At 61.1% G+C, this 25,749-nt stretch carries 27 protein-coding genes; 15 read left to right on the forward strand and 12 right to left on the reverse strand.

Features of this window, described 5'->3' with window-relative positions:
• Positions 1–103, reverse strand: a 103-nt coding sequence (locus tag ABSE61_RS05950; protein WP_423870309.1) for a transposase, incomplete at its 3' end; no start/stop codon positions are given.
• An 836-nt stretch (positions 104–939) separates the two neighbouring features.
• Here ABSE61_RS05950 and ABSE61_RS05955 point away from each other — a divergent pair.
• The 5 genes from ABSE61_RS05955 to ABSE61_RS05975 all read left to right on the forward strand — a co-directional run bounded on the left by ABSE61_RS05955 (position 940) and on the right by ABSE61_RS05975 (position 4,140).
• Positions 940–1,206 carry a hypothetical protein gene (locus ABSE61_RS05955; RefSeq protein WP_423870162.1) on the forward strand — a complete coding sequence of 89 codons (267 nt, stop codon included), beginning with the start codon at positions 940–942 and terminating at the stop codon, positions 1,204–1,206.
• Positions 1,207–1,678: 472 nt separating this feature from the next.
• Entirely contained in the window at positions 1,679–2,623 is a 945-nt protein-coding gene (locus ABSE61_RS05960) for a methyl-accepting chemotaxis protein (protein ID WP_423870163.1), read from the forward strand.
• A 205-nt stretch (positions 2,624–2,828) separates the two neighbouring features.
• On the forward strand, positions 2,829–3,251 hold the full coding sequence (locus ABSE61_RS05965; RefSeq protein ID WP_423870164.1) for an SH3 domain-containing protein: 423 nt from the start codon (positions 2,829–2,831) through the stop codon (positions 3,249–3,251).
• 207 nt (positions 3,252–3,458) lie between these two features.
• Positions 3,459–3,638: a hypothetical protein gene (locus ABSE61_RS05970; RefSeq protein WP_423870165.1), complete on the forward strand. Its 180-nt coding sequence runs from the start codon at positions 3,459–3,461 to the stop codon at positions 3,636–3,638.
• A 118-nt stretch (positions 3,639–3,756) separates the two neighbouring features.
• On the forward strand, positions 3,757–4,140 hold the full coding sequence (locus ABSE61_RS05975; protein WP_423870166.1) for a YidH family protein: 384 nt from the start codon (positions 3,757–3,759) through the stop codon (positions 4,138–4,140).
• 9 nt (positions 4,141–4,149) lie between these two features.
• On the opposite strand, the gene ABSE61_RS05980 is transcribed toward ABSE61_RS05975, so the two are convergent.
• Entirely contained in the window at positions 4,150–4,560 is a 411-nt protein-coding gene (locus ABSE61_RS05980) for a flagellar basal body rod protein FlgC (protein WP_423870167.1), read from the reverse strand.
• Between the two features lie 146 nt (positions 4,561–4,706).
• Between ABSE61_RS05980 and ABSE61_RS05985 the strand changes: the two genes are divergently transcribed.
• Both ABSE61_RS05985 and ABSE61_RS05990 read left to right on the forward strand, forming a co-directional pair.
• The gene (locus tag ABSE61_RS05985) at positions 4,707–5,321 is read left to right on the forward strand and encodes a TetR/AcrR family transcriptional regulator (protein WP_423870168.1); all 615 of its coding nucleotides are present in this window, start codon (positions 4,707–4,709) and stop codon (positions 5,319–5,321) included.
• 72 nt (positions 5,322–5,393) lie between these two features.
• Positions 5,394–6,254 (forward strand): DMT family transporter, encoded by an 861-nt coding sequence (locus tag ABSE61_RS05990; protein WP_423870169.1) that lies wholly within the window; start codon positions 5,394–5,396, stop codon positions 6,252–6,254.
• Positions 6,255–6,321: 67 nt separating this feature from the next.
• Here ABSE61_RS05990 and ABSE61_RS05995 read toward each other — a convergent pair whose 3' ends face one another.
• Together ABSE61_RS05995 and ABSE61_RS06000 are read right to left on the reverse strand one after the other, a co-directional pair.
• On the reverse strand, positions 6,322–6,690 hold the full coding sequence (locus ABSE61_RS05995; protein WP_423870170.1) for a cupin domain-containing protein: 369 nt from the start codon (positions 6,688–6,690) through the stop codon (positions 6,322–6,324).
• Between the two features lie 34 nt (positions 6,691–6,724).
• The gene (locus tag ABSE61_RS06000) at positions 6,725–8,308 is read right to left on the reverse strand and encodes a L,D-transpeptidase (RefSeq protein ID WP_423870171.1); all 1,584 of its coding nucleotides are present in this window, start codon (positions 8,306–8,308) and stop codon (positions 6,725–6,727) included.
• 216 nt (positions 8,309–8,524) lie between these two features.
• Between ABSE61_RS06000 and ABSE61_RS06005 the strand changes: the two genes are divergently transcribed.
• The 4 genes from ABSE61_RS06005 (at position 8,525) to ABSE61_RS06020 (ending at position 13,063) form a co-directional block, all read left to right on the forward strand.
• Positions 8,525–9,496: a Dyp-type peroxidase gene (locus ABSE61_RS06005; RefSeq protein WP_423870172.1), complete on the forward strand. Its 972-nt coding sequence runs from the start codon at positions 8,525–8,527 to the stop codon at positions 9,494–9,496.
• Positions 9,497–9,777: 281 nt separating this feature from the next.
• The gene (locus tag ABSE61_RS06010) at positions 9,778–11,148 is read left to right on the forward strand and encodes an ABC transporter substrate-binding protein (RefSeq protein ID WP_423870173.1); all 1,371 of its coding nucleotides are present in this window, start codon (positions 9,778–9,780) and stop codon (positions 11,146–11,148) included.
• Positions 11,149–11,339: 191 nt separating this feature from the next.
• Positions 11,340–12,215, forward strand: a complete 876-nt coding sequence (locus ABSE61_RS06015) for a carbohydrate ABC transporter permease (protein WP_423870174.1) — start codon at positions 11,340–11,342, stop codon at positions 12,213–12,215.
• Positions 12,212–13,063: a carbohydrate ABC transporter permease gene (locus ABSE61_RS06020; RefSeq protein WP_423870175.1), complete on the forward strand. Its 852-nt coding sequence runs from the start codon at positions 12,212–12,214 to the stop codon at positions 13,061–13,063. Before ABSE61_RS06015 ends, ABSE61_RS06020 begins: the two co-directional genes overlap by 4 nt.
• A gap of 4 nt (positions 13,064–13,067) precedes the next feature.
• Here the strand turns inward: ABSE61_RS06020 and ABSE61_RS06025 are convergent, their stop codons facing one another.
• The 5 genes from ABSE61_RS06025 to ABSE61_RS06045 all read right to left on the reverse strand — a co-directional run bounded on the left by ABSE61_RS06025 (position 13,068) and on the right by ABSE61_RS06045 (position 20,440).
• The gene (locus ABSE61_RS06025) at positions 13,068–13,883 is read right to left on the reverse strand and encodes an ABC transporter permease (protein ID WP_423870176.1); all 816 of its coding nucleotides are present in this window, start codon (positions 13,881–13,883) and stop codon (positions 13,068–13,070) included.
• Complete coding sequence (locus tag ABSE61_RS06030) at positions 13,883–14,794, reverse strand: ABC transporter permease (RefSeq protein WP_423870177.1); 912 nt, start codon at positions 14,792–14,794, stop codon at positions 13,883–13,885. Before ABSE61_RS06030 ends, ABSE61_RS06025 begins: the two co-directional genes overlap by 1 nt.
• The gene (locus tag ABSE61_RS06035) at positions 14,791–15,975 is read right to left on the reverse strand and encodes an ABC transporter ATP-binding protein (protein WP_423870178.1); all 1,185 of its coding nucleotides are present in this window, start codon (positions 15,973–15,975) and stop codon (positions 14,791–14,793) included. The genes ABSE61_RS06030 and ABSE61_RS06035 overlap by 4 nt, the downstream gene beginning before the upstream one ends.
• A 27-nt stretch (positions 15,976–16,002) precedes the next feature.
• Complete coding sequence (locus ABSE61_RS06040; RefSeq protein ID WP_423870179.1) at positions 16,003–17,535, reverse strand: glycerol-3-phosphate dehydrogenase; 1,533 nt, start codon at positions 17,533–17,535, stop codon at positions 16,003–16,005.
• 220 nt (positions 17,536–17,755) lie between these two features.
• Positions 17,756–20,440, reverse strand: coding sequence for a sensor domain-containing protein (locus ABSE61_RS06045; protein WP_423870180.1), 2,685 nt, complete (start codon positions 20,438–20,440; stop codon positions 17,756–17,758).
• A 295-nt stretch (positions 20,441–20,735) separates the two neighbouring features.
• Here ABSE61_RS06045 and ABSE61_RS06050 point away from each other — a divergent pair, with 295 nt between their 5' ends.
• Entirely contained in the window at positions 20,736–21,842 is a 1,107-nt protein-coding gene (locus ABSE61_RS06050; RefSeq protein ID WP_423870181.1) for an NAD(P)/FAD-dependent oxidoreductase, read from the forward strand.
• A gap of 189 nt (positions 21,843–22,031) precedes the next feature.
• Here the strand turns inward: ABSE61_RS06050 and ABSE61_RS06055 are convergent, their stop codons facing one another.
• Positions 22,032–22,217 carry a YdcH family protein gene (locus ABSE61_RS06055; protein ID WP_423870182.1) on the reverse strand — a complete coding sequence of 62 codons (186 nt, stop codon included), beginning with the start codon at positions 22,215–22,217 and terminating at the stop codon, positions 22,032–22,034.
• A 374-nt stretch (positions 22,218–22,591) separates the two neighbouring features.
• Here ABSE61_RS06055 and ABSE61_RS06060 point away from each other — a divergent pair, with 374 nt between their 5' ends.
• From ABSE61_RS06060 to ABSE61_RS06070, 3 genes are all read left to right on the forward strand, one after another.
• Positions 22,592–22,798, forward strand: a complete 207-nt coding sequence (locus ABSE61_RS06060) for a YdcH family protein (RefSeq protein WP_072817426.1) — start codon at positions 22,592–22,594, stop codon at positions 22,796–22,798.
• A 102-nt stretch (positions 22,799–22,900) separates the two neighbouring features.
• On the forward strand, positions 22,901–23,113 hold the full coding sequence (locus ABSE61_RS06065) for a hypothetical protein (RefSeq protein WP_423870183.1): 213 nt from the start codon (positions 22,901–22,903) through the stop codon (positions 23,111–23,113).
• A gap of 26 nt (positions 23,114–23,139) precedes the next feature.
• The gene (locus ABSE61_RS06070) at positions 23,140–23,394 is read left to right on the forward strand and encodes a hypothetical protein (RefSeq protein WP_423870184.1); all 255 of its coding nucleotides are present in this window, start codon (positions 23,140–23,142) and stop codon (positions 23,392–23,394) included.
• 164 nt (positions 23,395–23,558) lie between these two features.
• Here ABSE61_RS06070 and ABSE61_RS06075 read toward each other — a convergent pair whose 3' ends face one another.
• Together ABSE61_RS06075 and ABSE61_RS06080 are read right to left on the reverse strand one after the other, a co-directional pair.
• Positions 23,559–24,713 carry an epoxide hydrolase family protein gene (locus tag ABSE61_RS06075; RefSeq protein WP_423870185.1) on the reverse strand — a complete coding sequence of 385 codons (1,155 nt, stop codon included), beginning with the start codon at positions 24,711–24,713 and terminating at the stop codon, positions 23,559–23,561.
• Positions 24,714–24,768: 55 nt separating this feature from the next.
• On the reverse strand, positions 24,769–25,446 hold the full coding sequence (locus ABSE61_RS06080; protein WP_423870186.1) for a GGDEF domain-containing protein: 678 nt from the start codon (positions 25,444–25,446) through the stop codon (positions 24,769–24,771).
• Positions 25,447–25,749: the final 303 nt, after the last annotated feature.

The raw sequence follows: 25,749 nt of genomic DNA on the forward strand, positions 1-25,749 counted from the left end.
CCGAGACCCCGTGCCTGCGCGCCAAATCAGCGGCCTTCGCGCCCGCCTCGTGCTCCCGCAACACGCCGATAATCTGCTCTTCCGTAAACCTGGCTCGCTTCATTGGTCCGTCCTTCAGAGGGGCCGGACTCTAACTTCATCTGGAGGAAATCGGCAGGGCCAGGTCACCCCGGCTCAATGCGTCAACAATATCCTGCCTTGGCACTCACCTTTAGATTGATCTTCTTCCGTCCCTCGCCCTTAGTCGTTTCGGGACTGGGGGAATTAAAAAATGCGTAAGTACGCTGTTTTGGCGTTCGCGATTATGCTTGCCAGCTGCGCGACAATTACCAAGGGGACGACTCAAACCATCGCAATCGATACCCCGGGAGTTCCTGGGGCAACTTGCACCATTCAAACTCAAAGCGGACCGCGTGGCTTAGTGACCCCCGGAACCGTCACGCTCGACAAGGGGTCCGCGCCATTGCCAATCCAGTGCACTAAGGATTGCTACGTTTTGGGATCGAGCATGATCCCCTCGAATACAGAAACGATGGCAGCAGGAAACGTTATCCTCGGAGGCGTCATCGGTCTCGGAGTCGATGCGGCAACCGGCGCCATGAATAAGTATCCGGATCTTGTCACGGTTGCGATGACACCCGATCCTCGTTGCGAACCGGAGCCACGGCGGCCGCGACGAGCAGCGCCGGCCCGAACGAATGCTCCCGCGGCCGTGGAGGATGAGAAGTAGGATTTGTTTGCGCGGCTTGGCGGGGCGCTCGCTAGGCTCCGACCATTGCCGACGGATTCTTGTGCGTTTGATGAAAAAGCTGGCATCGCGCGCAATAACCGTGACTCGACCGGGCGCTTCAAGCGGAGGTTGCGATCAGAGTTTCTTACGCAACTTTTTAATTTGTTTTCAGCACACTTCGCCTTGTCAATTCGAGTCGGGCCCCGGAAATGAATCGAATCACAATTTCTCGCGCCATTTTTGCGTTCGGCATGCTCACGCTCGCTGGTCTCATTGCGGTGATCGTTGCAAGCAACTATGCGCTTTCCCAACTCAAGGTCGGGGGACCGATATACGACAAGATCAAGCTAGGAAACGATCTTGTTGCGGACATTCTTCCTCCGCCGGAATACGTGATTGAAGCCTATCTCGAAGCGACCCTTGCGCTGCAAGATCGCTCATCGTTCTCCGCACACGGTGACCGGCGGTCCAGCTAAAAAAGGATTATGACGACCGCCACGACTTTTGGTCAAAGTCCGACCTCGACCCCTCGATCAAGACCAAGCTGGTGGAGAAATCGCACGGTGAGGTCAAACGATTCTGGGCCGCAATTGAACAGTCCTTTTTGCCTGCGCTGGCCAAGGCTGACACCGCCGCGGCAGCCAAATCATACGCGGAAATAACCGCGGCCTACTCGGCGCATCGCGCGGTGATCGACGAGATCGTCAAACAGACCAATGACGACAACGCTGCCGCCGAAGCAGACGCAACTGCCCGGGATAAATTCTTTACCCGGATTCTCTGGATCACTTCCGCGTTCGTCTTCTTCGTCGTCTGTGCTGGAATCGCTGGTGTCGCAAAGGGCGTCATTCAGCCGATCATCAAGATGACCGAGGTCATGAAGCGGCTCGCCGGCGGCGAATTGGCGAGCGAAATTCCTCGCTGGGTCGCAAGGACGAGGTCGGCGCCATGGCTGGCGCGGTGCAAGTCTTCAAGGAAAACGCCTTGCGTGTTCGGGCGATGGAAGCCGAACAAACCCTCTCCGCCGGGAAAGCCGAGGCGGACAGAAAAGCTGCGATGCTGGAGGTGGCCGAAGGTCTCGAGGAGGCCGTTGGAAATGTCGTTAGGATGGTCTCCTCTGCCTCCTCGGAAATCGAAACTGCAGCCGGCAGCCTGACCCGGACCGCTGAAACCACCCAGGAACTGTCCGCGACGGTCGCGGCTGCGTCCGCACAGTCTTCGTCGAACGTTCAGTCTGCCGCGGCGGCGTCAGAGGAAATGGCTTCCTCCGTCAACGAGATCGGCCGACAGGTTCAGCAATCTCAAACGATTGCTCACGCTGCCGTAGAGCAGGCGGAGCGAACCAATGCTCGAATATCCGAGCTGTCGCAGTCGGCGAACCGAATTGGCGAAGTCATCAAGATGATAACGGCGGTTGCCGAGCAGACAAATCTACTTGCCCTTAATGCCACGATTGAGGCCGCGCGAGCTGGCGAAGCGGGACGGAGTTTTGCCGTCGTGGCGTCCGAGGTCAAGGCGCTGTCAGCGCAAACCGCCAAGGCGACCGAAGAGATCGCCGCCCAGGTGGCGCAAATGCAGTCCGCAACCCAACACTCGGTCTCCGCCATAGCGGAGATAGGAAGCACCATCGCCCAGATTTCCGAAATTTCTGGTGCGATTGCCGCGGCTGTCGAAGAGCAGGGTGCGGCGACGCAGGAAATTGCCCGCAATGTGCAGCAGGCTGCGCGGGGAGCAACCCAGGTGACGGGCAGCATGACGGACGTCAATCGTGGCGCGGCCGACACGGGCAGCGCGGCCGAGCAGGTTCACGGCCTCGCCGTATCGCTTTCGGCGCAAAGCAACCACCTGAGCAGAGAAGTTGAAAGCTTCCTGTGCAAGATCAGGCCGGCCTGACAAACCCAGGCAACGTTTTGCTGAGAACCTTCAGCGCGGGTGGGTATCATCGCTGGCTTCCGTACGGGTAACCCCCTCTTTAGTGGCATTCAGCCTCATCGCATCGCCCTCAGCTCCGCCCCAACGCTTACAGAATTTTAACAAGACAAAGCCCGCTTCCCTCGGCATGTTTTGCAGGCATCATCACGAACAGGGGCATCGAGACATGACCTTTGTAAGAGCCGCGGCATCCGCCGCCATCATCACGCTGCTGTCTGCGGTCGGCGCGACCGCCAAGCCGGTCGCCACCACGGCCGAAACGAACCTGCGGAAATCGCCCGGCACCGACAGCGAGGTTGTCACGCTGATCCCGAAGGGCACGACCGTCGAGGTCGGCAAATGCACCAACGGCTGGTGCGAGGCCTCGGTGGACGGCAAGGACGGCTTCGTCATCGGCCGCAACGTCGGCATGGGCCCGCGGCCGGCGCCGCGCGGCGGACCCGGCCCGCAGGTGGTCGAAGAGGAAGAAGTCGTCGAGGGCCCGGTCTATGCCCGGCCGCCGGGCTATTACCGGCCCTATCCCTATTACGGGTATTACGGCTATTACCGGCCCTGGGGTTATGGCTGGGGATGGCGCGGCGGCTGGTAACAGCGCCACCTCATCACTCTTCCCGAGTTCCCCGGAACTCACCGCCATCCACAACAAGGCTGCCTCATCTGGCGGCCTTTTTTATTGCCCCTGATGAATCGCCTTTGATCCGACAAACTAACGGCTGTAACATCTCGGCAAAGATCGCGTTGCAAGCGACCGCTACAATCCGGGAAGCTAAAGCCCGGAAGTGAGTGGGAGGAACTGATGGACAACGCTCAACGGTGTCGGGCCATGGGGCTGCTCTGTCGCCAGCAGGCCTATCTGCATCCCGAAGAAAACTGGAAATGGCTCGCCCAGGCCGAACGCTGGGAACACCAGGCCGAGGCGTCGTTTACAAAGAAAAACGAACCACCGAGGCCAGAGCCGCAAGACGCCGCGGCCTGATTCCGGGCTCCGTTCAAAAGCGCGGGCTGAAAATCACTCTTCGAGTGTTGTTTTGTCTGACGAGATCGTCCTTCATCGGCGAGGATACGTCCCGTCTTCAACACTCAAAGAGGTTCCGATGATCGAGAAATATTCCGATCATGCGGCGAACGAACGGACCTTTCTGGCCTGGGTCAGGACCGGGATCGCCATCATTGCGTTTGGCTTCGTCGTCGAGAAGTTCAACCTGTTCGTCAGGACCATTGCCGAGGCCAACGCATCGGACGGTGCGAGCCGGCTACGGCTGGAACGTTTCTCAGGCTCGTTCAGCCACTATGACGGCTTCGCGCTGATCCTCATCGGGATGGCGATCATTGTGCTGTCGTTCGTGCGCTTCGTCAGGACCAGCCGAATGATCGACGACCAGCAAACTCACTCCGCCGGCGGCATCAAGGTCGAGTTTGCGCTCGCTATGGTGCTGGGGCTCGTTGTGCTGTCAATGACGGCTTATTTTGCGCTATGAGGCGCGGTCTCACACCGAGATGTCGAGCAGCGCCTTGTTGTTTTGATCGTCCGCCCTCAGCACCGCCGCATTGGCGGCAAAGCTATAGCTTGCCAGAAGCTGGCCGACGAATTCCTGGGCGAGGTCGACATTGGGCGCGGCGATGAGGCCGTCCTGGTTCGCAAAGGAAGCCTGCGGATCGTACACCGCGGTCGTGGGCGGCGACACCGTGGTGAGGGAGGTCTGGACGCCGCCACCGGCGCTCGCGGTCTGGACCAGCGCGAGCGGCGAATAGGCCTGCGGCGCCCCGGCCGGCACCGTGCCATCGGCATTCGGCAGCGCACCCGTCGTCTGCGAATTGGCGACGTTCGAGGCGGAAACCTGAAGGCGGCTCGCCGCCGCGTTAAGGCCGGACAGGGCAATGGTCGAGATGCTGCTCATCAGGGGCTCTTGCGTGTTGAGCTACACCTAACGCAGATGCCCGATAAGCAAGCTTTGAGGTCCAGGGTTGGATTCCGGCGGTCGGCGTAACGCGCCGTTTACCATTCGGCTTGCTATTTAAAGACCGATTGGTCTATATATCAACCATGAACCATCAAAACCCCGTGCAGTTGCCCCGTGGCCGGCCCCGTAGTTTCGACATGGAGGCCGCTGTCGAACGTGCGATGGGTGTGTTCTGGTCGCGCGGCTATCACGCCACGGCGCTCCCGGACCTGCTGCGTGCGACGAAGCTCTCGCGTGGCAGCCTTTACGCCGCTTTCGGCGACAAGCACTCGCTCTTCTTGCGTGCGCTCGATCGCTACATTGCCGATGCCGTGAGGCGGATGGATATCGAACTCACTCCTCCCAGAGAGCCGGTCGACGGCCTGCGGGCCTATCTTGCCGGCTACGTCGACCGCGCGAGCGGCGCCAATGGCCGGCGCGGCTGCCTGCTGGTGGCTACCGCCATGGAACTGGCTGGCCGGGATGCTGAAGTTGGCCGGCGCGTCGCGGGCTTCTTCAAAACCATGGAGGCCAGGGTGGCGGCTGCACTTTCCCGCGCGAAGACGGCGGGCCAATTGGCCGATGGCGTTGAGCCTTCAAGTGCCGCCCGAATTCTCGTCTGTTTCGTCGAGGGGCTGCGCGTGGTCGGCAAAACCGCACCGGCACGGACCACATCGCAAGCCACCGCTGACGCTCTGCTCGACCGTTTCATTAAATAGATAGCCCGTGGACGCCTCCGCGCTATCGGCGCGCCGATATTTGGACTGATCAGTCTTGAAAGGAAGAATGCCATGTCTGCCATCCAGATCATCTGCGCGGTGGCTGTGCCCTTGCTCTGGGGTTATCAGTTCGTGGCCATCAAGGTGGGTGTCACGGAGTTTCCGCCCCTGTTCTTCCTCGCGCTGCGCTTCCTCGCCATCGCGCTGCTGCTTGTTCCGTTCGTCAAAAGGCCCACGCGTCAACAGTTCGGCCCCATCGCCGCTATTTCGATCTTCCTGGGTGGACTGAACTTCGGGCTCTTTTATGTTGGCCTCGGGCTCGGCTCCGGCAGCATGTCGGCCGTCGCCTATCAACTCGCAACGCCCTTCACCGTCCTGTTAGCCTGGCCGCTGCTCGCGGAGAGGCCATCTCTCAGCACGTCCGCCGGAGTGGTGCTTGCATTCACAGGCGTGGTCGTGTTGGCAGCGGAGCCTGGCCTCTCGGCGAACGCGCTTCCGCTGCTGCTTGTGATTGGCGCTGCCTTCGCATTCGCGGTGTCCAACGTCTTGACGAAACGCTACGGCCCTTTTGATCCCCTGATGTTGATGGGGTGGTCGTCGCTGCTCACGGTGCCGCAGGTCTTGTTGATGTCGTTGCTCCTTGAGTATGGACAACTGGCGAGCCTCGTCACCGCGGATGAGCGTGGCTGGATGGCACTCGCCTACACCATTTTCATCGGAGGAATTGCAGGTTTTGGCCTTTGGTTCTGGCTGATCGGGCGTTGCTCCATGGGCCGCGTCGCTCCCTTCGGTCTGCTGCTTCCGGTGTTCGCCTTGATGTCGAGCGTGCTGTTTCTCGGCGACCACATGACCCCAAAGTTGATTGTCGGTGGGCTGCTCGCGATCTCCGGCGTCGCCATCACACAACTCAAACCGGGCGCTCGACCAATTTGAAATCCGGAAGTCGCGGATCAGCCTACATTGCTCAGAAGCGGCCTCAGGTCAGTTGATGACCCACACCTCACGGCTCCATGGTGTAGGCGCGCCCGGGTTCGAGCACGTAGATGGTCAGAAAGCGGAGCGGACGTTCGGGGTCGCAATTGCGAAACAGCGTGTGCGGAATATCGGGGCGATCCTGCAAGGTCTCGCCCGCCCGATATTGTCGCGGCTCGTCGCTGCCATAAGCGGACTCGGCAATACCCTCGACGATGTAGATCGCGCCGCCAACCGGATGCCGATGAAGCGGAGCACACCCCCCGGGTGGATAGGTTACTTCAACGACGACAAGTTCCCGATGATCTCCCGGCACGGAAAGACGTTCGAGGACCTTGCGCGTGACGCCGGCGAACCCGGTCTGCTGGGTGCCTTGGCCGCCGACAGGTTCAACCATGGGACACCTCCCTCACCCGCGCGTCGAACTGTACTTACCAGCCCCAGCCCGGCTGCGCCTGAGGCGGATAGGGTCGGCCGTCAGGATAACGCTGGCCGCGCAGACGGGTATTGGCCGCCTGGGGATTGCCAGGTTGCGGGTTGCCTTGCGGATCCCAACTGCGCTGGAAAAAGGAACCGAAGAGGTTGCCATCGTCCCCACTCGCAACGGGAAAGTCGGTCGTCGTCGGCTTGCGGGTGATGAAGCCCCCTTGCGGCTGGTTGCTCAGCACGGCGACGAACTCGGTGCGATAGTTGGTTTCCTTGCTCAAGGGCTCGTCCGAGATGACGATCGAGGATCGCGGCATGGCGGTCGGCGCGACGCGATCGAGTATATCCTGCGGGATGGTGATGCGGTCGAGCGCGTCCTTGGCGCTGTCAGAGTCGTCGATCGTGACCGCGCTCCAGCGCAGGCCCGAATCGTTGCGCGCCATCGCCGTGAAGATATGCGTGCCGATCCGCTGGTCGGGATTGCGGATCGTGACCGGAACCTCGATGCTGAAATCGAACACCTCGCCGCCGTCCGCCCACGCCTTGTGGGTGTTGCGCCGTACATAAAGTTTTTGTGTCGCGCGGCTGATGTAGATCGACACCGGCTCGAGCGCGAGCTTGGCTTCGAGCGCTGCCTTGGCGGTTTCGGCTTTTTTGGCCGCGGCCGCCTTGGCGGCGTCTTTCGCGCCAGCGGCGGCATCGAGCTTCGGCTTCACGTCGGCCTTGGCGGCGTCGAGCTGGGTCTGCGCTTCCGCAGCCTTAGGTTCGGCTTTCTGCTTTGCGTCCTCGGCCCGCGCCCTCGCCTGGTCGGTCTTGGCGTTGACGAGCGCCTTGTCGGCATAGGCGAGTTCGGCCTGGGCGCGGGTATTGAGAAATTCCAGTTTGCGTAGCGAGGCGTTAAGCGCTGCGGTGTCGCGCGCCGCTGACGCGGCGGCTACCTTGGTTTCCTCGGCCGTCCTGGCGGCATCCGCGGCCTCGAGGCTGAGTTTCTCGGCCCGCGCGGGAGCAGCCGCAAGGGCTTCCGCCTTCGGCGCGAACAGCGCCGGATGGGTAAAGTCGACCGGGGCTGCATCGTTCGGCGAGATGATCACCCGCATCCCGATCGAGGTCTTGTCGAACATCTTCTCCGCAAAGTCGTAGGGCATCCGCACGCAGCCGTGCGAGGCCGCATAGCCGGGCAGCGGCCCGCCGTGCAGCGCGATGCCGTTCCAGGTGATGCGCTGCATGTTCGGCATCCAGGCATCGTCATACATGGTCGAATGGTGGTCCTTGTCCTTCTCGACGAGGGCGAAGATACCGGCCGGCGTCTCGCGTCCGGTGGTGCCGGTTGAGACCGGCGCGCGGAAGATCCAGCCGTCGGCGTCGTAGAACGTGACCTGCTGGGACTTGATCGACACGATTGCCATGATCGGCTCGCCTGCCTCGCGCGGCGCCGTCGCCTCGGTCGGTGCTGCCGGCCGTCCCTGTCTTGCCGCGGCACCCGCCGTCAGCACCGTCAATGCGGCCATCGCCGCCAGTGTCACGACGGCGGAAGGCCGAAAGCACCGCGTTGCCAGGGTGGATTGCGCCGTCTCAAATCGAATTACCATGTCATGTCCCAGTTGAAATGCCTGTGTTCGCGCCTTCTTCAATCAAGCGCGAGATCGTGATTTTTGAATTAAAGTGTCGCCGCCATCCACACCGCCCCTCTGTAGACTATCCGACGACAAATCTCTCATATATGACAGCCCGCGCTGGAGAAAGGCCGGCCCGCGGCCGGTTCGTGATCATCTGAACCAAATTCGGCAGCAAACGGAAAGTTCGGAATGTCAGGGAAGAATTGGGACAGAGTACCGATCGACGCGCAGAGCATCGACGCTCCGCTGTCGCTTGCCGCGGTATTTCTCGTGGTCACCGTCGCACGCGAACAGGCTGCTCTCGCGAAGGTCACATCGGTGCTGGATGGGCTGGACGATCTCGTCAAGACGGTCGGATTCCGTGATCTTTCCGGCCGCCTGTCGTGCATTGCCGGGATCGGCCGCGATCTCTGGGATCGTCTGGATTCGGGCAAGCGGCCGAAGGAACTGAGACCGTTTGCCGCAATCAAGGGAACGGCCCATAACGCGCCGTCAACGCCGGGCGACCTCCTGTTCCACATCCGATCCGAACGTCCCGACCTGTGCTTTGAATTTGAACGAATCCTGCTCGACAACCTTGGCGATGACGTGGCCGTCGTCGACGAAGTTTCAGGCTTTCGATATTTCGATGCGCGCGACCTTCTCGGCTTTGTCGACGGCACGGCCAATCCGACCGGCCTCGATTTGCCGGCGTCGGCGCTGGTCGGCGGCGAAGATGCCGATTTTGCCGGCGGCAGCTATGTCGTCGTCCAGAAATATCTGCACGATCTCGGGGCGTGGACACGGACTCCAACGCCCCTCCAGGAGGAGATCATCGGCCGCACCAAGATCGACAACATCGAAATCGATGACGACGATGCGCCGCGCAAATCGCACAAGTCGCTGGCCACGATCGTGGACGCCGACGGCACCGAGCATGACATCCTGCGCGACAACATGCCCTTCGGCCGGCCCGGAAAACAGGAATTCGGAACCTATTTTATCGGTTATTCCCGGTATCTGTGGGTGATCGAAAAGATGCTGCAGCGAATGTATGTCGGCGATCCGCCGGGCGCTTACGACCGGCTGCTTGATTTTTCGACGCCGCTGACCGGAACGACGTTCTTCGCGCCGACCCGCTCCACGCTGCAAACGCTGGTGCAGGCGGCCCAGGGCGGATGACCTGCCCGACGCTTTGGTCATGGCCGGGCCTAGCCGTTCGAAGAACGGCGTCGCTTCCGTTCGCCTATGCCCGGCCATCCACGTCTTGCTTAGGTATATAGACGAAAGACGTGGATGCCCGACACAGGGCCGGGCATGACGAGTGGATAGAGGTCCGGCCACGACGAAGTATGTCCAGCTACCTTCGTCGGACAAGATGCCGCTAGATCGCGGCCCACCCCTGCGCTAGTCTTTCACCCGACCGGTTAAAATAAGACCGGCACACCAGAGGGAGGACAACGTTGAGAATTCGGGGAGGAATCCGGCTTTTTGCCGCTGCCGCATTATTGGCCGCCGCGCAGCCCGTCGCCGCGCAGGACACCATCACGGTCTGGTGGGGCAAGGGCTTTTACAAATCCGAAGACGACGCGCTGCTCAAGGTCGTCAAGAAATTCGAAGAGAAGACCGGCACCAAGGTCGAGCTGTCGCAATACGCGATCCAGGACATGATCCCGAAAACGGTCGCGGCGCTGGATTCCGGCACCGTGCCCGACGTTGCCTATTCCGACACATATGACGTGCAGGCCGGCGGCAAATGGGCCTTCGAGGGCAAGCTCGAAGACCTCTCCGACATTCTCGTACCGATGAAGGCGAAGTTCGCGCCGAACACGCTCGAGACAGCCTATCTCCTCAACGGCGAGACCAAGAAAAAAGGCTATTACGGCTTCCCGCTCAAGCAGCAGAGCATGCATGTGCAGATCTGGAAGGACATGCTGGAGAAAGCGGGCTTCAAGGAAAGCGACATTCCGACCAAATGGGAGGATTACTGGTCATTCTGGTGCGACAAGGTGCAGCCGGCAAGCCGCAAGGCCACCGGCCAGCGCGTCTACGGCATCGGCCAGCCGATGGGCGTGGAATCCACCGATTCACTTCAATCGTTCTACACCTTCATGGATGCCTACAATGTCCATCTGGTCGACGACGACGGCAAGCTCACGATCGACGACAAGGTGCGCGACGGGTTGATCCACGCGCTGAAGGATTATACCGACACTTATATCAAGGGCTGCACGCCACCCTCCTCCACCACCTGGAAAGATCCCGATAACAACGTCGCCTTCCACAACAAGACGACCGTGATGACCCACAACTTCACGATCTCGATCGCGGCGAAATGGTTCGAGGATTCCACCAATCCGGCGCTGACGCCGGAGCAGCGCGCCGCCGGCAAGAAGGCCTATGAGGAAGACATCATCACCGCGTCTTTCCCGAACAGGCCGGACGGCCAGCCGATCAAGTATCGCTCCGACGTCAAGACCGGCGTGATCTTCACCGCGGCCAAGAACAAGGCCAAGGCAAAGGAGTTCGTTGCGTTCCTGCTTCAGGAAGAAAACCTCGGCCCGTATGTCGAAGGCGCGCTCGGCCGCTGGTTTCCGGCGACCCTTGAAGGCCAGAAGAGCCCGTTCTGGCAGAACGACCGCCATCGCAAGGCGGTCTACAACCAGTTCACCGGCGGCACCCAGCCGTTCGATTTTACCAAGAACTACAAGTTCACGATTCTCAACAACGAGAATGTGTGGGCAAAGGCGATGAACCGCGTCGTCAGCGAGAAGGTGCCGGTGGAGAAGGCCGTCGATGAGCTGATCGCCCGCATCAAGGAGGTCGCGGGGTAGGATGGTCTAGCTGTCTTCCCCGCGAAAGCGGGGACCTATAACCACAGGCTTTGATTGTTGAGCGAAAGCCGACAAACACCTTCTCTCAACAAAACCGATACAGCGTATGGGTCCCGGCTCGCGCTTCGCTTGGCCGGGACGACAACCGGAATGAAAACTACGGCTGCAATATCCGTCCAAGAGTAACGCATATGGCGATCACGATCTCAGCCTCCGACCAAGCCGTATCTGGCGCGCCGCTCGCGCCGCGGCTGTCGACGACGCAGGTCTGGGGCATCGTGCTGATCGCCCCCTATCTGCTCGTGTTCGCCGCCTTCGTGGTCTATCCCGTGGCTTACGGCTTCTGGCTGGCGCGGGCGCCATCGAATTACGTCGCGCTCTATAATGATCCGATCTTCGCGCGCGCCGCGGTCAACACGCTGATCTTTCTTCTCATCGGCATCAACATCAAGATGCTGATCGCGCTGTTTCTGTCCGGCTTCTTCGTGCAGCAGCGCGGCTGGATCCGCTGGCTGTCCGTGATCTTCATCCTGCCCTGGGCGGTGCCGTCGATCCCGACGATTCTTTCGGTGCGCTTCATGCTCAATCCGGAATGGGGCATGGTGAACCAGCTGATCTTCAAGCTGACCGGCGAGGACGGGCCGAATTGGCTCAACGATCCCGCCGTGGCGCTTTCGATGGCGATCGGCGTGCACATCTGGAAATCGCTGCCGTTCTGGACACTGATCCTGATGACGGGGCGCTTAGCGATCTCGCAGGACCTGTTCGAAGCCGCCGACGTCGACGGCGCGAACTGGTGGCAGAAATTTCGCTTCATCACCTGGCCGTCGATGCAGGCGCTGTATCTGACCTGCACACTGCTTTCGATGCTCTGGACGCTGGGAGACTTCAACAGCGTGTATCTGTTGACCGGCGGCGGCCCGGCCGATCTGACCCACGTGCTGTCGACGCTCGGCATCCGGTACCTGCGCCTCGACCAGCTCAACCTCGCGATGGCCTCGATCGTCATCGCGATGCCGTTCGTGCTGCCACTGGTCTATTTCATGATGAAACGGTTGTCGCGATGAAGCTGCCATCTCTGCGCGACACCGCGACCGAAGCCCGGCTTCTTTTGATCGGCATTCCCGTGCTGATCTGGACGATGATTCCGATCTACCACATGTTCGTATTCGCGATCTCGCCCAGGGAAGACGCCTTCTCCGGCAAATTGTGGCCGGAGCATCCGACCCTGCACAATTTCGAGATCGTGTTTCTTCAGCAGCACTACTTCCTGCGCGATTTCTGGGTGCAGTTCGGCAATTCGGTCGTGATCGCAGCAGCCGTCGGCGCGCTGACGCTGGCGATCGCAACTGCGGCGGCGTTTTCGATCTCGCGGCTGCGCGTGCCGGGCGGACGCATCGTGCTCAATCTCGCGCTGTTCACCTACTTTATTCCGGCGGCGTTCCTTGCCGTGCCGATGTACCGCACCATGGGAAATTACGGCCTGCTCAACACCAGCTGGGCGCTGATCCTCGCCATGGTCACGATCGCTTCGCCCTATGCGATCTGGGTGCTGAAGCAAGCGTCCGACAAGCTGCCGGTCGAACTCGATGAAGCCGCCGTGATGGACGGCGCGACACCGTTGCAGATTTTCCGCCTGGTCTACGTGCCCTTGATGATGCCGTCGCTGGTCGCGATCGGCACCTATGCGGTGCTGCTCGCCTGGAACGAATATCTCTACGCGTTTCTGCTGCTCTCGAATGACCGCGCCATCACGCTGCCGGTCGCGCTCGGCAACTTCCTCGCCGCTGACGATTCGCCGTGGGAGTTATTGATGACGACCGGCTTCATCTATGCGCTGCCACCGGCGGCGATTTACTACGCCTTCCGCCGCTACATGGTCGGCGGCCTGACTGCGGGCGCGGTGAAGTCTTGAGCGATCACAATGGCGCCGCGCTCTTGCCGCGCGCGTCGGAGATTTTCGAGGCGAGCGAAGCGACGACGATCACGACCGCAATCAGCGCCACCACCAGCGTGCAGATCGCGTTGATTTCCGGTTTCACGCCGAGTCGCACTTCCGAATAGATCCGGATCGGCAGCGTCGCCGAGCCGGGGCCTGTGGTGAAGCTTGCGATCACGAGATCGTCGAGCGACAACGTAAAGGCCAGCATCCACCCGGCCGCGACGGATGGAACGATCAGCGGCAGGGTGACGGCCAGGAACGCGCGCGAGGGATCGCAGCCAAGATCCATCGCGGCTTCCTCGAGGCTGCGGTCAAGCGCGCCAAGCCGCGCCTGGACCACTACGGCAACAAAGCACATGGTCAGCGTGGTGTGGGCGATGACGACGGTCCAGAACCCGCGCTCGGCGTTGATGGCGACAAACAACAGCAGCAGAGAGAGACCCGTGATCACTTCGGGCATCACCAAGGGGGCATAGAGCATGCCGGAAAACAGCGTCCGCCCCTTGAAGTCCGCACCGCGCGAGAGCGCGATCGCCGCGAGGGTTCCCAATAACGTCGCGAGCGTCGCCGAGGTTGCTCCGACACGCAGGCTCATCCAGGCCGCGTCGATCATGGCGCTGTCATTGAAAAATTCGGTATACCACTGCAGCGACCAGCCGCCCCATACCGTGACCAGCCGCGAGGCGTTGAACGAATAGACGATGAGGATCACGATCGGCAGATAAAGAAAGCCGAATCCCAGCGCGAGCGCGGCGATGTTGAAGCGCGAGAGTTTGCTTGCAGCGCTTGCCATCACGCTTGCTCCAGTTGCCGGCGTTGCAGGCGATCGTACAGCAACAAGGGCGCGATCAGCAGAAGCAGAAGCACGACCGCGGTGGCGGAGGCCACCGGCCAGTCCTTGTTGGTGAAGAATTCAAGCCACAGCGTCTGGCCGATCATCAGCGCATCGGACCCCGCCAGCAAATCGGGAATCACGAACTCGCCGACAATCGGAATGAAACAAAGCAGAGCGCCGGCGCCGATGCCGGGCAACGAAAGCGGGAACGTCACCCGCCAGAAGGCTGCGCGCGGCGAAGCACCGAGATCATTGGCGGCTTCCAGCAGCGCCGGGTCCATTTTGGACAGTGTCGCATACAGCGGCAGGATCATGAACGGCAGATACGAATAGACGATGCCAAGATACATCGCACCATCCGTCGACAACCAGACCACGGGCGTAGAAACCAGATGCAGCGCGAGCAAAATCTGATTGAGCAAACCATCATGCTGCAGGATGTTGATCCAGGCATAGATGCGGATCAGAAACGAGGTCCAGAACGGAACGATCACCAGCATCATCGCGACCGCTTGCCAACGCTGCGGCAGACGCGCCATGCCGTAGGCGATGGGGTAGCCGATCAGGAGCAGGATCGAGGTCGAAATCGCGGCGACCGTGAGGCTGCGCACATACGACAGTAGATAGAGATCGTCGGAAACCAGCAGCCGGAAGTTATCGAATGACAACGCGGCAAAGGCGGCTTTGATCGCTTCCCATCCCTCGCCCACGTCGAACACCGGCGTATAAGGCGGCTGCGCGATCGCGGTCTGCGACAGGCTGATCTTCAGGACGAACAGGAACGGCACCAGAAAGAACAGCGCCATCCACAGATAGGGCGCGAAGGCCGCGAGCCGCGCCGGACGCGTAAAGATTGATGATGCGCTCATTGCTCCAGCACCACGCAATCTTCCGGCGAGAACCACGCCACCACGCGCTGGCTCGGACTATAAGCATCGAGGTCGAGCCGCGCGGTATTGGCCATCGAGGAGCGCAGCACCGCGCCGCTGTCGAGTTTGACCTTGTAGCTCGTCATGCCGCCGAGGTAACTGACATCGGTCACCACCCCTTCCAGGCGATTGATGGCGCGCGCGTCGTCGGACGCAGGCGCACGGCGCGACAGCTTGACCTTCTCGGGACGGATCGCGACGCAAAGATTGGACTTTATCAGCGGCTCGCGCGGTTCGGCGACATAGATCGTTCCGGCCTCGCCGGTTGCGATGGCGATCCGCCGCGCCATCATCGGATAAGCTCCATCGCTCGTCTCGATCTGGCCCTCGAGCAAATTGATGTCGCCGACGAATTCGGCGATCCAGCGCGAGCGCGGCCCCTCATAGAGTTCGCGCGGGGTCGCGACCTGTTCGAGACGGCCGGCATCCATCACGCCGATCCGGCCCGCCATCGTCATGGCCTCTTGCTGGTCGTGGGTCACGATGATGAAGGTCAGACCGAGCCGCCGCTGCAATTCCATCAGTTCGAGTTGGGTGCTTTCGCGCAGCTTTTTGTCGAGCGCGGCGAGCGGCTCATCGAGCAGCAGGAGTTGCGGGCGGCGCGCCAGTGACCGCGCCAAGGCCACGCGTTGCCGCTGGCCGCCGGAGAGCTGATCGGGTTTGCGCTTTTCCAGTCCATCGAGCTTGACCAGCGCAACCATTTCACTGACGCGGGCCTTGATGTCGGATTTCGACATTTCAGCGCGCTTCAATCCGAACGCGATATTGTCCCGCACGTTCAAATGGGGAAACAGCGCATAGTTCTGGAACATCATGTTGATTGGGCGCTGATGTGGCGGGACCTGCGCGATATCCTTGCCATCGAGCAGGATGCGGCCTGAGTCAGGCGTCTCGAAGCCGGCCAGCATGCGCAACAGCGTGGTCTTTCCGCAGCCGCTCGGGCCGAGCAGCGCGAAAAACTCGCCGGCTTGAATGTCGAGCGACAGGGCATCGACCGCGCGATATTGACCGAACGTCTTGACCACGGCATCGATGCGCAGGAGCGGCATGCCGGATGCCACCTGCGGAATGGATCGTGGCGAATCCGCCTCGCGCGCGGTCTTCGCGGGTTCTTCGGTCATGCTGCCAGCCTACCCCAAAGGGGCAAGCTAACCCTGCTGTGGCCCCGGCTCAACCGCAGCGCTGTGGACAGCTTTCGGAGAATCGACCCGTTGCAGCGCCATCGACATGAAGGCCGCGAGTTGTTCGCGCTCCGCGGACCCCATGGTCAGGCCGAGCTTCGTGCGCCGCCAGAGGATATCGTCCGCAAAGCGCGCCCATTCTTTTGTCATGAGATAGCGGACCTCCGCTTCCATCAGATCCGGCCCGAAGCTTTGGCCGAGATCGGCCTTTTCTCGGGCCTCGCCGAGTACCTGATGAAGCCGCGAACCGTAGGCCGAAACCAGGCGCAACCCCTGGTCGGAGCTCAAAAACCTCCACCGTTCCCGCGCAGCTTCGACCTCTGCCTCGAATCGCTCGGCTTGAAATTCGCCACCGGGCAGCGGCGCCTCGGCGCTCCAGCGCGGTGACATCGGATAGAACGGCAGGAGATAGGAGACGGCGCGCTCGGCGCGCAGCCGCGCCGTTGTGATGTCACCGCCGAAAATGGTCAGAAGCGGCGCCTTGCGCCGTCGCGCCTCGAACGTCACGGTTCCCTCGCGGGCAAATCGTTTGCCGGGACGACCGATGACGAGATTGACGCCGGCGACCGACCTGATCACGTCGGAGGTATCAATCCGCTCACGAAAATACCGGTTGGCCGCATCGCAGAGATAGGCGACCTCATCCGCGGCCATCGCGACCGCCGCCGGGTCGCCCCTGAAATTTCGCGCGACGGTGCCGATCATGGTGAAGTCGCGCTGATAGGGGCTGGCGAAAACCAGCCGCCGGTCCGAGTTCTGCAAGACGTAGACGTTATCCGTCTCAAACAAGCGCCTGACGATGATCTGGCCCAGTTTGACCGCGGACGTACGCGGTGGCGGCACCCGCAGCACGGTCTCCGCAACGGTCGCAATCCAGGCGCCCGAGGCATTGACCAGCGACCTTGTCGTGATGACCTGACGATGCCCACGATCGATCACCACCAGCCGCCAGATGTCGGTCCGGTCGGCGCGGACGCAACGGGCTCCGGTGCGGATCACCGCGCCGCGTTCGGCAGCGTCGATGGCGGTCGTCACCACCAGCCGCGTATCGTCCACCAGACAATCCGAATATCCGAAGGCGGTGCCGAATGGCCGTTGCAACGCATCGCCGATCGGATGATGGGTGATGTCGATCGTGGCGGAGCGCGGCAGGCTGCCGGGCGGACCCAGGCGGTCATAAAGATACAACCCCAGGCGCAGCAACCATGGCGGACGCTCGTCGGAATGCGCGGGAATCACGAAATGCGCCGGCCGCACCAGATGCGGCGCGATCCGCATCCAGACCTCGCGCTCGGCGAGTGCCGTGCGCGTCCGCCGGAACGCCCTTCGCTCGAGCACCGAAAGATCGCCCTGGACCAGTCGGCCGCTAGCCGCGGACGCCGCGCCGCCAAGATCCCCCTGCTCGATCAGAATGACCCTCAAGCCACGTCCGGCGGCATCCCGCGCCACGCTGACGCCATTCAACCCGCCGCCGATGATCGCAAGATCGTAATCCGCCATACTAGTGTCCCGGTTCTGACATTCGTATCTTGTCGCAGCGGGTTCGTTTACGAATGTCAGAACCAAAGGGACACTAGCAAATATCAGTTGTTAGGGCGGCTTTGGATTTGACATTCGCCCTTCGAGGACTCGCGGCCACTCTGTAGCGAATGTCAAATCCGCCGCACTAGTAGCTATAGCGTCTTCACTTGTTCATCGCTTGACAGAAATGGCGCAAGAGTTAGCCGATCTTGCGCGCGGGCTCGATGGCCGCGCCACTGGCCACACGGCCAACCAACGCGTCGTATTGCTCGATCGGGAACGGTTTGCCGATGAAGTAACCCTGCACGGCGTCGCAGCCCTGCTCAGCGAGGAACGTGAGCTGTTCCTGGGTTTCCACGCCTTCGGCGACGATCGACATTTCGAGGCCGTGACCGAGGCCGATCACCGCGCGCACGATCGCAGCCGATTGCGGGGTGCGCCCCAAATTCATGACAAATGTACGGTCAATCTTGATCTTGTCGAACGGGAACGCCTGCAGATAGCTCAGCGAGGAGTAGCCGCTGCCGAAATCGTCCATCGAAATTCGCACGCCCAGTCCCTTGAGGCGGCGCAATAGCGCCAGACCGCGATCGAAATCCTCGATGAGCACGCCCTCGGTGATTTCAAGTTCCAGCCGCCCCGGCGCGAGCCCGGTTTCGAGCAGGATCGAATGCACGAGACTGACGACATCGCCGTGCATGAATTGCGCCGGCGACAGGTTGACCGCGACCTGCAGCGGTACCGGCCATGAGGCGGCCTCGCGGCACGCTTCACGGAGAATCCACTGGCCCATCTCGAAGATCAGGCCGCTTTCTTCCGCCAGCGGAATGAAATCGGACGGCGGCACGAAACCGCGCGCGGGGTGACGCCAGCGCGCCAGCGCCTCGAAGCCGATGATCTTGCTGCTGCCCGCCGGATGCGACGATGCCTGCGGCTGGTAATAAAGCAAGATTTCTCCGTTCTTGATGGCAGTCGAGAGATCCTGGTGCAGCACGCGCCGATCGCGGATATGCTGATCCATCTCCGGTTCATAGATGCTGATCGTGCCGCGCGATTTCGCCTTGGCGCGCGACAGCGCTGCGCCGGCATTGGCAAGCAAGGACGCCGCATCGGTCCCGTTATGCGGAAATATCGAAATGCCCGTGGTCACGCCGGTGCGAACTGATTTGCCGTCGATCAGGATTTCCTTGGCCATGATCTCGGCCAGTTGCTCTGCCAGCAACATGCCGGCGATCGGCTGCTTGCCGTCGATGATCAATCCGAACTCGTCACCGGAAAGCCGCGCCACCACGCCGCCGCGCGCGGATGCTTGCAGCCGCTGCGCCACTTCGATCAAGAGCTTGTCGCCGGTGTCATGACCGAACACGTCGTTGACTTCCGTCAGACCGTCGAGGTCGATCGACAGGACGGCGAATTCTTCTTCCGCTTCGCTACAGGCCTCGATCATCTGCGTCAGCGCCTGCAGGAAGGCGGCGCGGTTCGGCAGATCGGTCAGGCCGTCGTGATAGGCCATGTGCGCCATGCGCGACTCGGTCTGGCGGCGGTCGGTGACATCTTCGTGGGTCTTGATCAGATATTGCGGCTCGCCGGTATCGTTGAGCACGGTCACCCGGCGCGTCAGGAACAGCCGCAGGCCATCCTTGGTGCTGATCGGGTGCTCTTCGGTGAGAGGCCGGCGCTTTTTGATTGCCGCCTCGTCGCGCGCCTTGATGAGCTTGGCTTCACGCTCGTTGAAGATTTCAGCCGCCGTCAGTCCTGCGACCTCTTCACGACGGCGGTTGAGAATGGTTTCCGCGCTGCGGTTTGCTAGAAGGTATCGACCGTCGCTCGCCCGTTCGACCGTCAGCGAGACCGGAATGTTGTCGACGACCAATTCGAGGAACTTCTTGGTGTTCTCCAGCTCGTGGGAAAGCACTTGGCGGTCGGTCACATCGTCAAACAGCGCGATCAGGAATTTTGGCTCGCCTTTGTCGTCGCGGGCAATCACGCGGCTGGAGGCGAGGACCCGCTTCTGCGAACCACGCTCGACGACGAATTCGTTTTTGTACTGGCCCCCTGTCGCGCTCAGCGCGGCGCGATCGGCCGCCTCGATGCCGGCCGCCGTATCGGGCGTGAAAATCTCGTCGGCGCGCTTGCCGACGATGAATTCCCTCGGGAAGCGCGAGAAGCGCTCGAACGCACGGTTGGCGAAGATGTAGCGGCCGTCCTCGATGCTTTTGACAGCCACGCAGACCGGAATGTTTTCCAGCACCGATTCGAGAAACTGCTTGGTGGAAGCGAGTTGCCGCGAAAGCTCGCGCTGCTCGCTGCAATCCTCATGCGTCGCAATCGATCCGCCATTCGACAGCGGGAAATATCTGACGTGAACCGATTGCCCGCTCGCCAATTCGGTGACAAGGCCCTCTGGATCGCCGGCGTGGGCATAGAAATCCTCGACGCTGATGTCGAGCATGCCGCGCACCTGCCGCAGTTCGAGCAGTTCCTTGCCGGTCATGGTCGGCGTGATGGCGGAACGCGAAAGGCCGTAAATCTCGAGGTAACGGTCGTTAAGGAAAACAATCCGTTGCTGCGCGTTGGTGATCACAACGCCCTGCTTGAGATTATTCAGGGCGGAGCTGACGAACGCGTTCCGGCGCAGTTTCGATTGCTTGACCCGGCGCAGCGTGGACATGACCCACAATCCGACAGCGACCAGAAAGCAGCAGACGACCAGACCGCCGAGCACGGCATCCGAGACAACCTCCGGATCGACCGTATTGAAATAACTGACAAAGGAGGATTCCGCGCCCGACGCAACGGCAGCCCAAACGGACGCAACCAGACAGACCACGATTCCTGCCGGAATCATGATCCCGCTGCCTGCCTGCCAGCTCTTGTCAGCCATCGGTCACCCGCGGATTTCTGCGGCCGACTTTCTGGCGTCACGGGTTTGGATCAGGTAAACGCGTACCCCGACCTGGCTGATTTGCTGTGCGAAATTGCACCAATTGCCGGGACATGATTAATGGATCACTAATGACTCGAGTTGACCAAGTTCCGGAACAAATCCAAAGAGTTGCTTAAATAGGCAGACCACAACCAAAGCCCCCGGCCAGGCAGGACACTTAACGCGAGAGTTGTATCAGCCAACTCGTCCGCCGCCGCCATGAGCCAGGCAAACCCGGATCAGAATTTCTTCCATGGAAAAGGTCGAATGCGTCGTCATCGGTGCGGGAGTGATCGGCCTTGCCGTGGCGCGGCGGCTGGCCCAAAGCGGCCGCGAGGTGATCGTGCTGGAGGCAGCCGAGGGAATCGGCACCGTCACCTCCTCGCGCAACAGCGAGGTGATCCACGCCGGCATCTACTACCGCGCGGATAGCCTGATGGCGCGGATGTGCGTCAGCGGCAAGCAGGCGCTCTACCGCTACTGCCGCGACCAGGGCATCGCGCATCGCAATTGCGGTAAGCTGATCGTCGCGACGACGCCCAAGGAGAGCGAAAAGCTGCAATCGATCAGGGCGCATGCCGAGGCCAACGGCGTCGCCGACTTGCAAGTCCTCACGGGCGACGCTGCGCGCGCGCTGGAGCCGGCGCTTCATTGCGAGGCGGCGTTGCTGTCGCCCTCCACCGGCATCATCGACAGCCACGCCTATATGCTGGCGCTGCGCGGCAACGCCGAAGACGCGGGCGCTGCCTTTGCGTTCCACACCCCGCTACTCGGCGCACGCGCACGTTCCGGCCGCATCGAGATTGACGCCGGCGGAGCCACTCCGATGTCGCTGGAGTGCCGGCTTCTGGTCAATGCCGCAGGACTTGGCGCCACGTCGGTTGCGCGCAGCATCGGCGGCATGCCGGTCGAAATGATTCCGCCGGCCTATCTTGCCAAGGGCAATTATTTCAGTTGCTCGGCGCGGGCGCCGTTTTCGCACCTGATCTACCCGGTGCCTGAGCCCGGCGGCCTCGGCGTGCATCTCACGCTCGATATGGCCGGACAGGCGCGGTTCGGCCCCGACGTGGAATGGGTCGATCACATCGACTATGCGGTCGATCCGGCGCGGGCCGAGCGGTTCTATCCAGCCATCCGCCGCTACTGGCCGGCCCTGCCGGATGGCGCGCTGTTGCCGAGTTATTCCGGCATGCGTCCGAAGATCGTGCCACCGGCGGTTGCCGTGCAGGATTTCCTGATCCAGGGGCCGAGAGACCACGGCATCGACGGGCTGATCAACCTGTTCGGCATTGAATCGCCAGGCCTGACGTCGTCATTGGCGATCGCGGATTATGTCGGCGAGCTAGTGTCCCGGTTCTGACGTTCGTATCATGTCGGGGCAGGTTCGCTTACGAATGTCAGAACCAAAGGGATACCAGCAAATATCGTATTCCAGTGTGGTGGAGGCGCAAGAACGTTTATCTCAACCGCAAGACCGCAACTGCTCGGCATAGACAATGCCGAGCGACCGCCGCGATCAAAGCGAATGTCAGGTCTCTGCTGCGACTGATTAGTGCAACGTGGCGCTGGCGGAATGCCTCAAGCGCTCAATCTCGTCCTTGACCATCAATTTCCGGCGCTTGAGTTCGACAATCTGCAAATCATCTGTTGAAAGGTGTAGAAGAGCATCGTGCAATTCGTGTTCGAGAACCTTGTGTTTCCGTTCCAGTTCAACGAGATGAGCCTGAATTGCCATTCGAAACCTCCTCGGTTGGATTAAGACCTCAGATTCGATCCGGACGCTGGACTCTACACCAAGGCTTGAATCTGTCGATGGCTTTGGCAGACGCCATCCTCATATTTCACCGGCATCTGTAACGAATCGTGAGCAGCGAGCCTGTAGTCTCGCCCCGCGCCGGCGCCCTTGCACGGGAACCCGAAGGCAAGGACTGGCGCGGAGATGGCAACACCCGGCCGGACCAGGCGGTTCTGTCGCTCGCTTGGCTTTACGCGCTTTCACCCGTTCTAGGCCGCCCTCGAAGCTGCTTGCGGAGCAGCTTGCCCCGGAGGATATTCGTGTTCGGCTTGAACTTTTCGCAAATCTCATCCGCGTTTTCGATTAAATAAACCATGACCGACGAAGATGAGCGCGAACTCCAATCCGAGCTCGCAAGGTTGCAACAGGAACACCGCGATCTCGACGCGGCGATTGATGCGCTGCACCAGTCGCCGGCGCCGGACTTGCTGCGGCTGCAACGGCTAAAGAAACGCAAGCTGCAGTTGCGCGACCGGATCGCCTTCATCGAAGACCAGATCACGCCCGACATCATTGCCTGAGACGAAGGCGGAGGCATTCGGCGCAAAAACAGCGCTTGACTTTTTGAGAACAAAATAGGAACATTTGTGCGGTGTCGACGTCGCGCTTTGAGGAATTACGCCATGCCCGAACCTGCTTCGTTTCCCTATAGCCCGAGCTACGAACAGGCCTGCGACCGGCTCATCGCAATGTGCAATGGCGATGCGCGCAGCACCATCAAGGCCCTGATCCTGGCGAATGAATATCTGGAAATCGAATTGAGCGAACTACGAACGAAAGCATCACACCTGGGCGTCTCGGCCCGACAGGCCCGCGCCAGAAGAGACAGAGCCTGATCCATCAGAAGGTGGGAGACGCGTAAATGGCCAACGTCACTTATTACGTCGCGATGCCGTTTTTGCAGGATGACACCGGCATGCCGGTCGCAGGTGCTGCGGAAGAGTGTCAGCATTCAAGCGCCGCATTGCGGCGCGCCGAAGCGATGTCGCGCGCTGTCGGCAGCATCGGCGCGGTAGCCTTCTGCCGCAGCGGCGACCCGATGGTCGGCGAATTTAGCGATGCGCGCGTGCTCCAGAAATTCGGACAGGTGCCGGACGATCTGGTGTCCTGTTTCTGACATTCGTACCGTGTTGCGGCGGACTGGTTTACGAATGTCAGAAACAAAAGACGCCAGCAAATATAAGATTCCAGTGCGGTTTTGGATTTGACGTTCGCTCTACCGAACCCGCGGCCACGCTGGAGCGAATATCAAATCCACCGCACTATCGGGGCTATGGAATTTCAGCGCAATTCGCGAAAGAACGCGCGCACCTCACGGGCAAGAGCTTCGGGTTGTTCGAGCGCGGCAAAGTGGCCGCCTTTGTCCATGACGCTCCAGCGCCGGATGTCCTTGAACATCCGTTCGGCGGTGCTGCGCGGGGGTCTCAGGATTTCACGCGGGAATTGCGCATAGCCGGTCGGAACCGTGATGACCTCGCCGGGCGGCAGGATGGCGGAGCCATGCAGCCTGGCGTAATAGGGCCAGAATGAAGATCCGATCGCGCCGGTGAACCAATAGAGCGCGATATCGGCGAGCATGCGGTCGCGGCTGATCGCGCGCTCGACGTCGCCATCGCAATCCGACCAGGCACGGAATTTCTCGACAATCCAGGCCGCCAGTCCTGCCGGCGAATCCGTGAGCGCAAAGGAAAGCGTCTGCGGACGTGTTCCCTGAATCCATTGATAGCCGGTTTCCTCGCGCGTCCAGTGCGCCAGCTCGCGAAGATAGCCGTTCTCCTCCTCGGTCGGATTTTGAACCGCATTGGGATCGCGGCCTGCCGCCATCATGAAATTGAGGTGGATGCCGATCATTTTCTCTGCATGGGCGTAGCCGAGCCGGCTGGCGACGCCGGCTCCCCAATCGCCGCCTTGCGCGGCGAAACGCGAGAAGCCCAGCACATCGTGCATCAGCGCGGCGACGCAGTCCGCCATTTCAGGGACGCCGTATCTTTTTTGACCGGGTTTGAACGAAAGCCCGTAACCCGGCAAGGAAGGTGCGATCACCGTAAAGGCGTCGCGCGAATGGCCTCCGAAGCGCGCCGGGTCGGTCAGGCGCGGAATGATGTCGAGAAATTCGAATACCGAACCCGGCCAGCCATGCAACAGCAGCAGCGGCATCGGGTTTTCGCCGACGCCGGGCACATGCAGATAATGCAGATCGATACCGTCGAGAGATACGCGAAATTGCGGAAATGCGTTCAGCGCCGCCTCTTCCGCGCGCCAGTCAAACCCGCTGCGCCAATATTCCACGAGGCTGCGCAAATAGGCGACGTCGGTGCCATATGACCAGGTCTCGCCGGGCGCGGAATCAGGAAAGCGCGAACGGGCGAGACGGTCTTTCAGATCGGCGATATCGGCGTCAGCCACGTGAAGCGTAAACGGCTCAGGCTTGGTCATGGTGCGGCTCCGCTCGCTATAAAGGGATGAAGGGACTTTTTCCGAAAGGTTCGTGTCAGATTTCGTGGCGCCGCTGCGCCTTGCGCACATACATCGCGCGGTCGGCGTCCGCGAGCGCCTTGGCGCCGTCCGAATGCGGTCCGAGAATAGCGACGCCCGCGGAAACGCCGGTCGCAACCATGTGGCCTTCGAAGATGAAACTAAGGCGGTCGATGTCCTCCTCAAATGCCGCCGCCTTGGCGTGGGCATCGGTTTCGCTGAGATTCCACAACAGCAACGCAAACTCGTCGCCGCCGAGCCGCCCAATGACGTCAGAGGAACGGATCTGTTGCGATAGCATGGCGACGATCGCCTTCAGCACCTCGTCTCCGGCCGCGTGGCCGAAATTGTCGTTGATCGGTTTGAGCCGATCAACGTCGAGCACGATCAGCGCGCCGCCGGCCTGATAGCGCTGGATATAGGAGATGGCGCGGCCGAGCTCGCGTTCGAAACCGCGCCGATTGGGAATCCCGAGCAGGAAATCCGTCTCGGCCGCCGCCTGCAACGTCTCGATGTGCGCATTAGCCCTGGCAATCTGCATTTTGAGCCGGCGCATTTCGGCCTTGGCATCACCACTTGCCGCCGGTGGCTGCACGACCGGCGCGGCGCGACGCACGAGCGCTTGACCGGCTGCCGGCGCGCCCTTGCGCCGTTTCGCAGTTCGCGTGGCGCTCGCCCTGGCTTTTTTCTTCATCGCTTTTCCTAAAAGGCGCGGGTTTCGGCTTCGAAAACCCCTGCAACCCGCCTTAATCTTAACCCCACCGGCCAGTTCTGCGCCAAGAAGACTTGCTCGTTCGCACCAAGACAGGATAGTCCATTGTCGATCCCTTACCAGCGCGGTGGATTTGACATTCGCTCCAGCGGAGCCGCGAGTCGTCAGATGCGAACGTCAAATCCAAAACCGCACTGGAATTTATAGATCTGCTAGTGTCCCTCTGGTTCTGCCATTCGTAAACGAACTCGCCTCGGCGGCATACGAATGGCAGAACCGGACACC

The sequence above is a fragment of the Bradyrhizobium sp. genome, from assembly GCF_049519115.1.
In the GTDB taxonomy this organism is placed as follows: Bacteria; Pseudomonadota; Alphaproteobacteria; order Rhizobiales; family Xanthobacteraceae; genus Bradyrhizobium.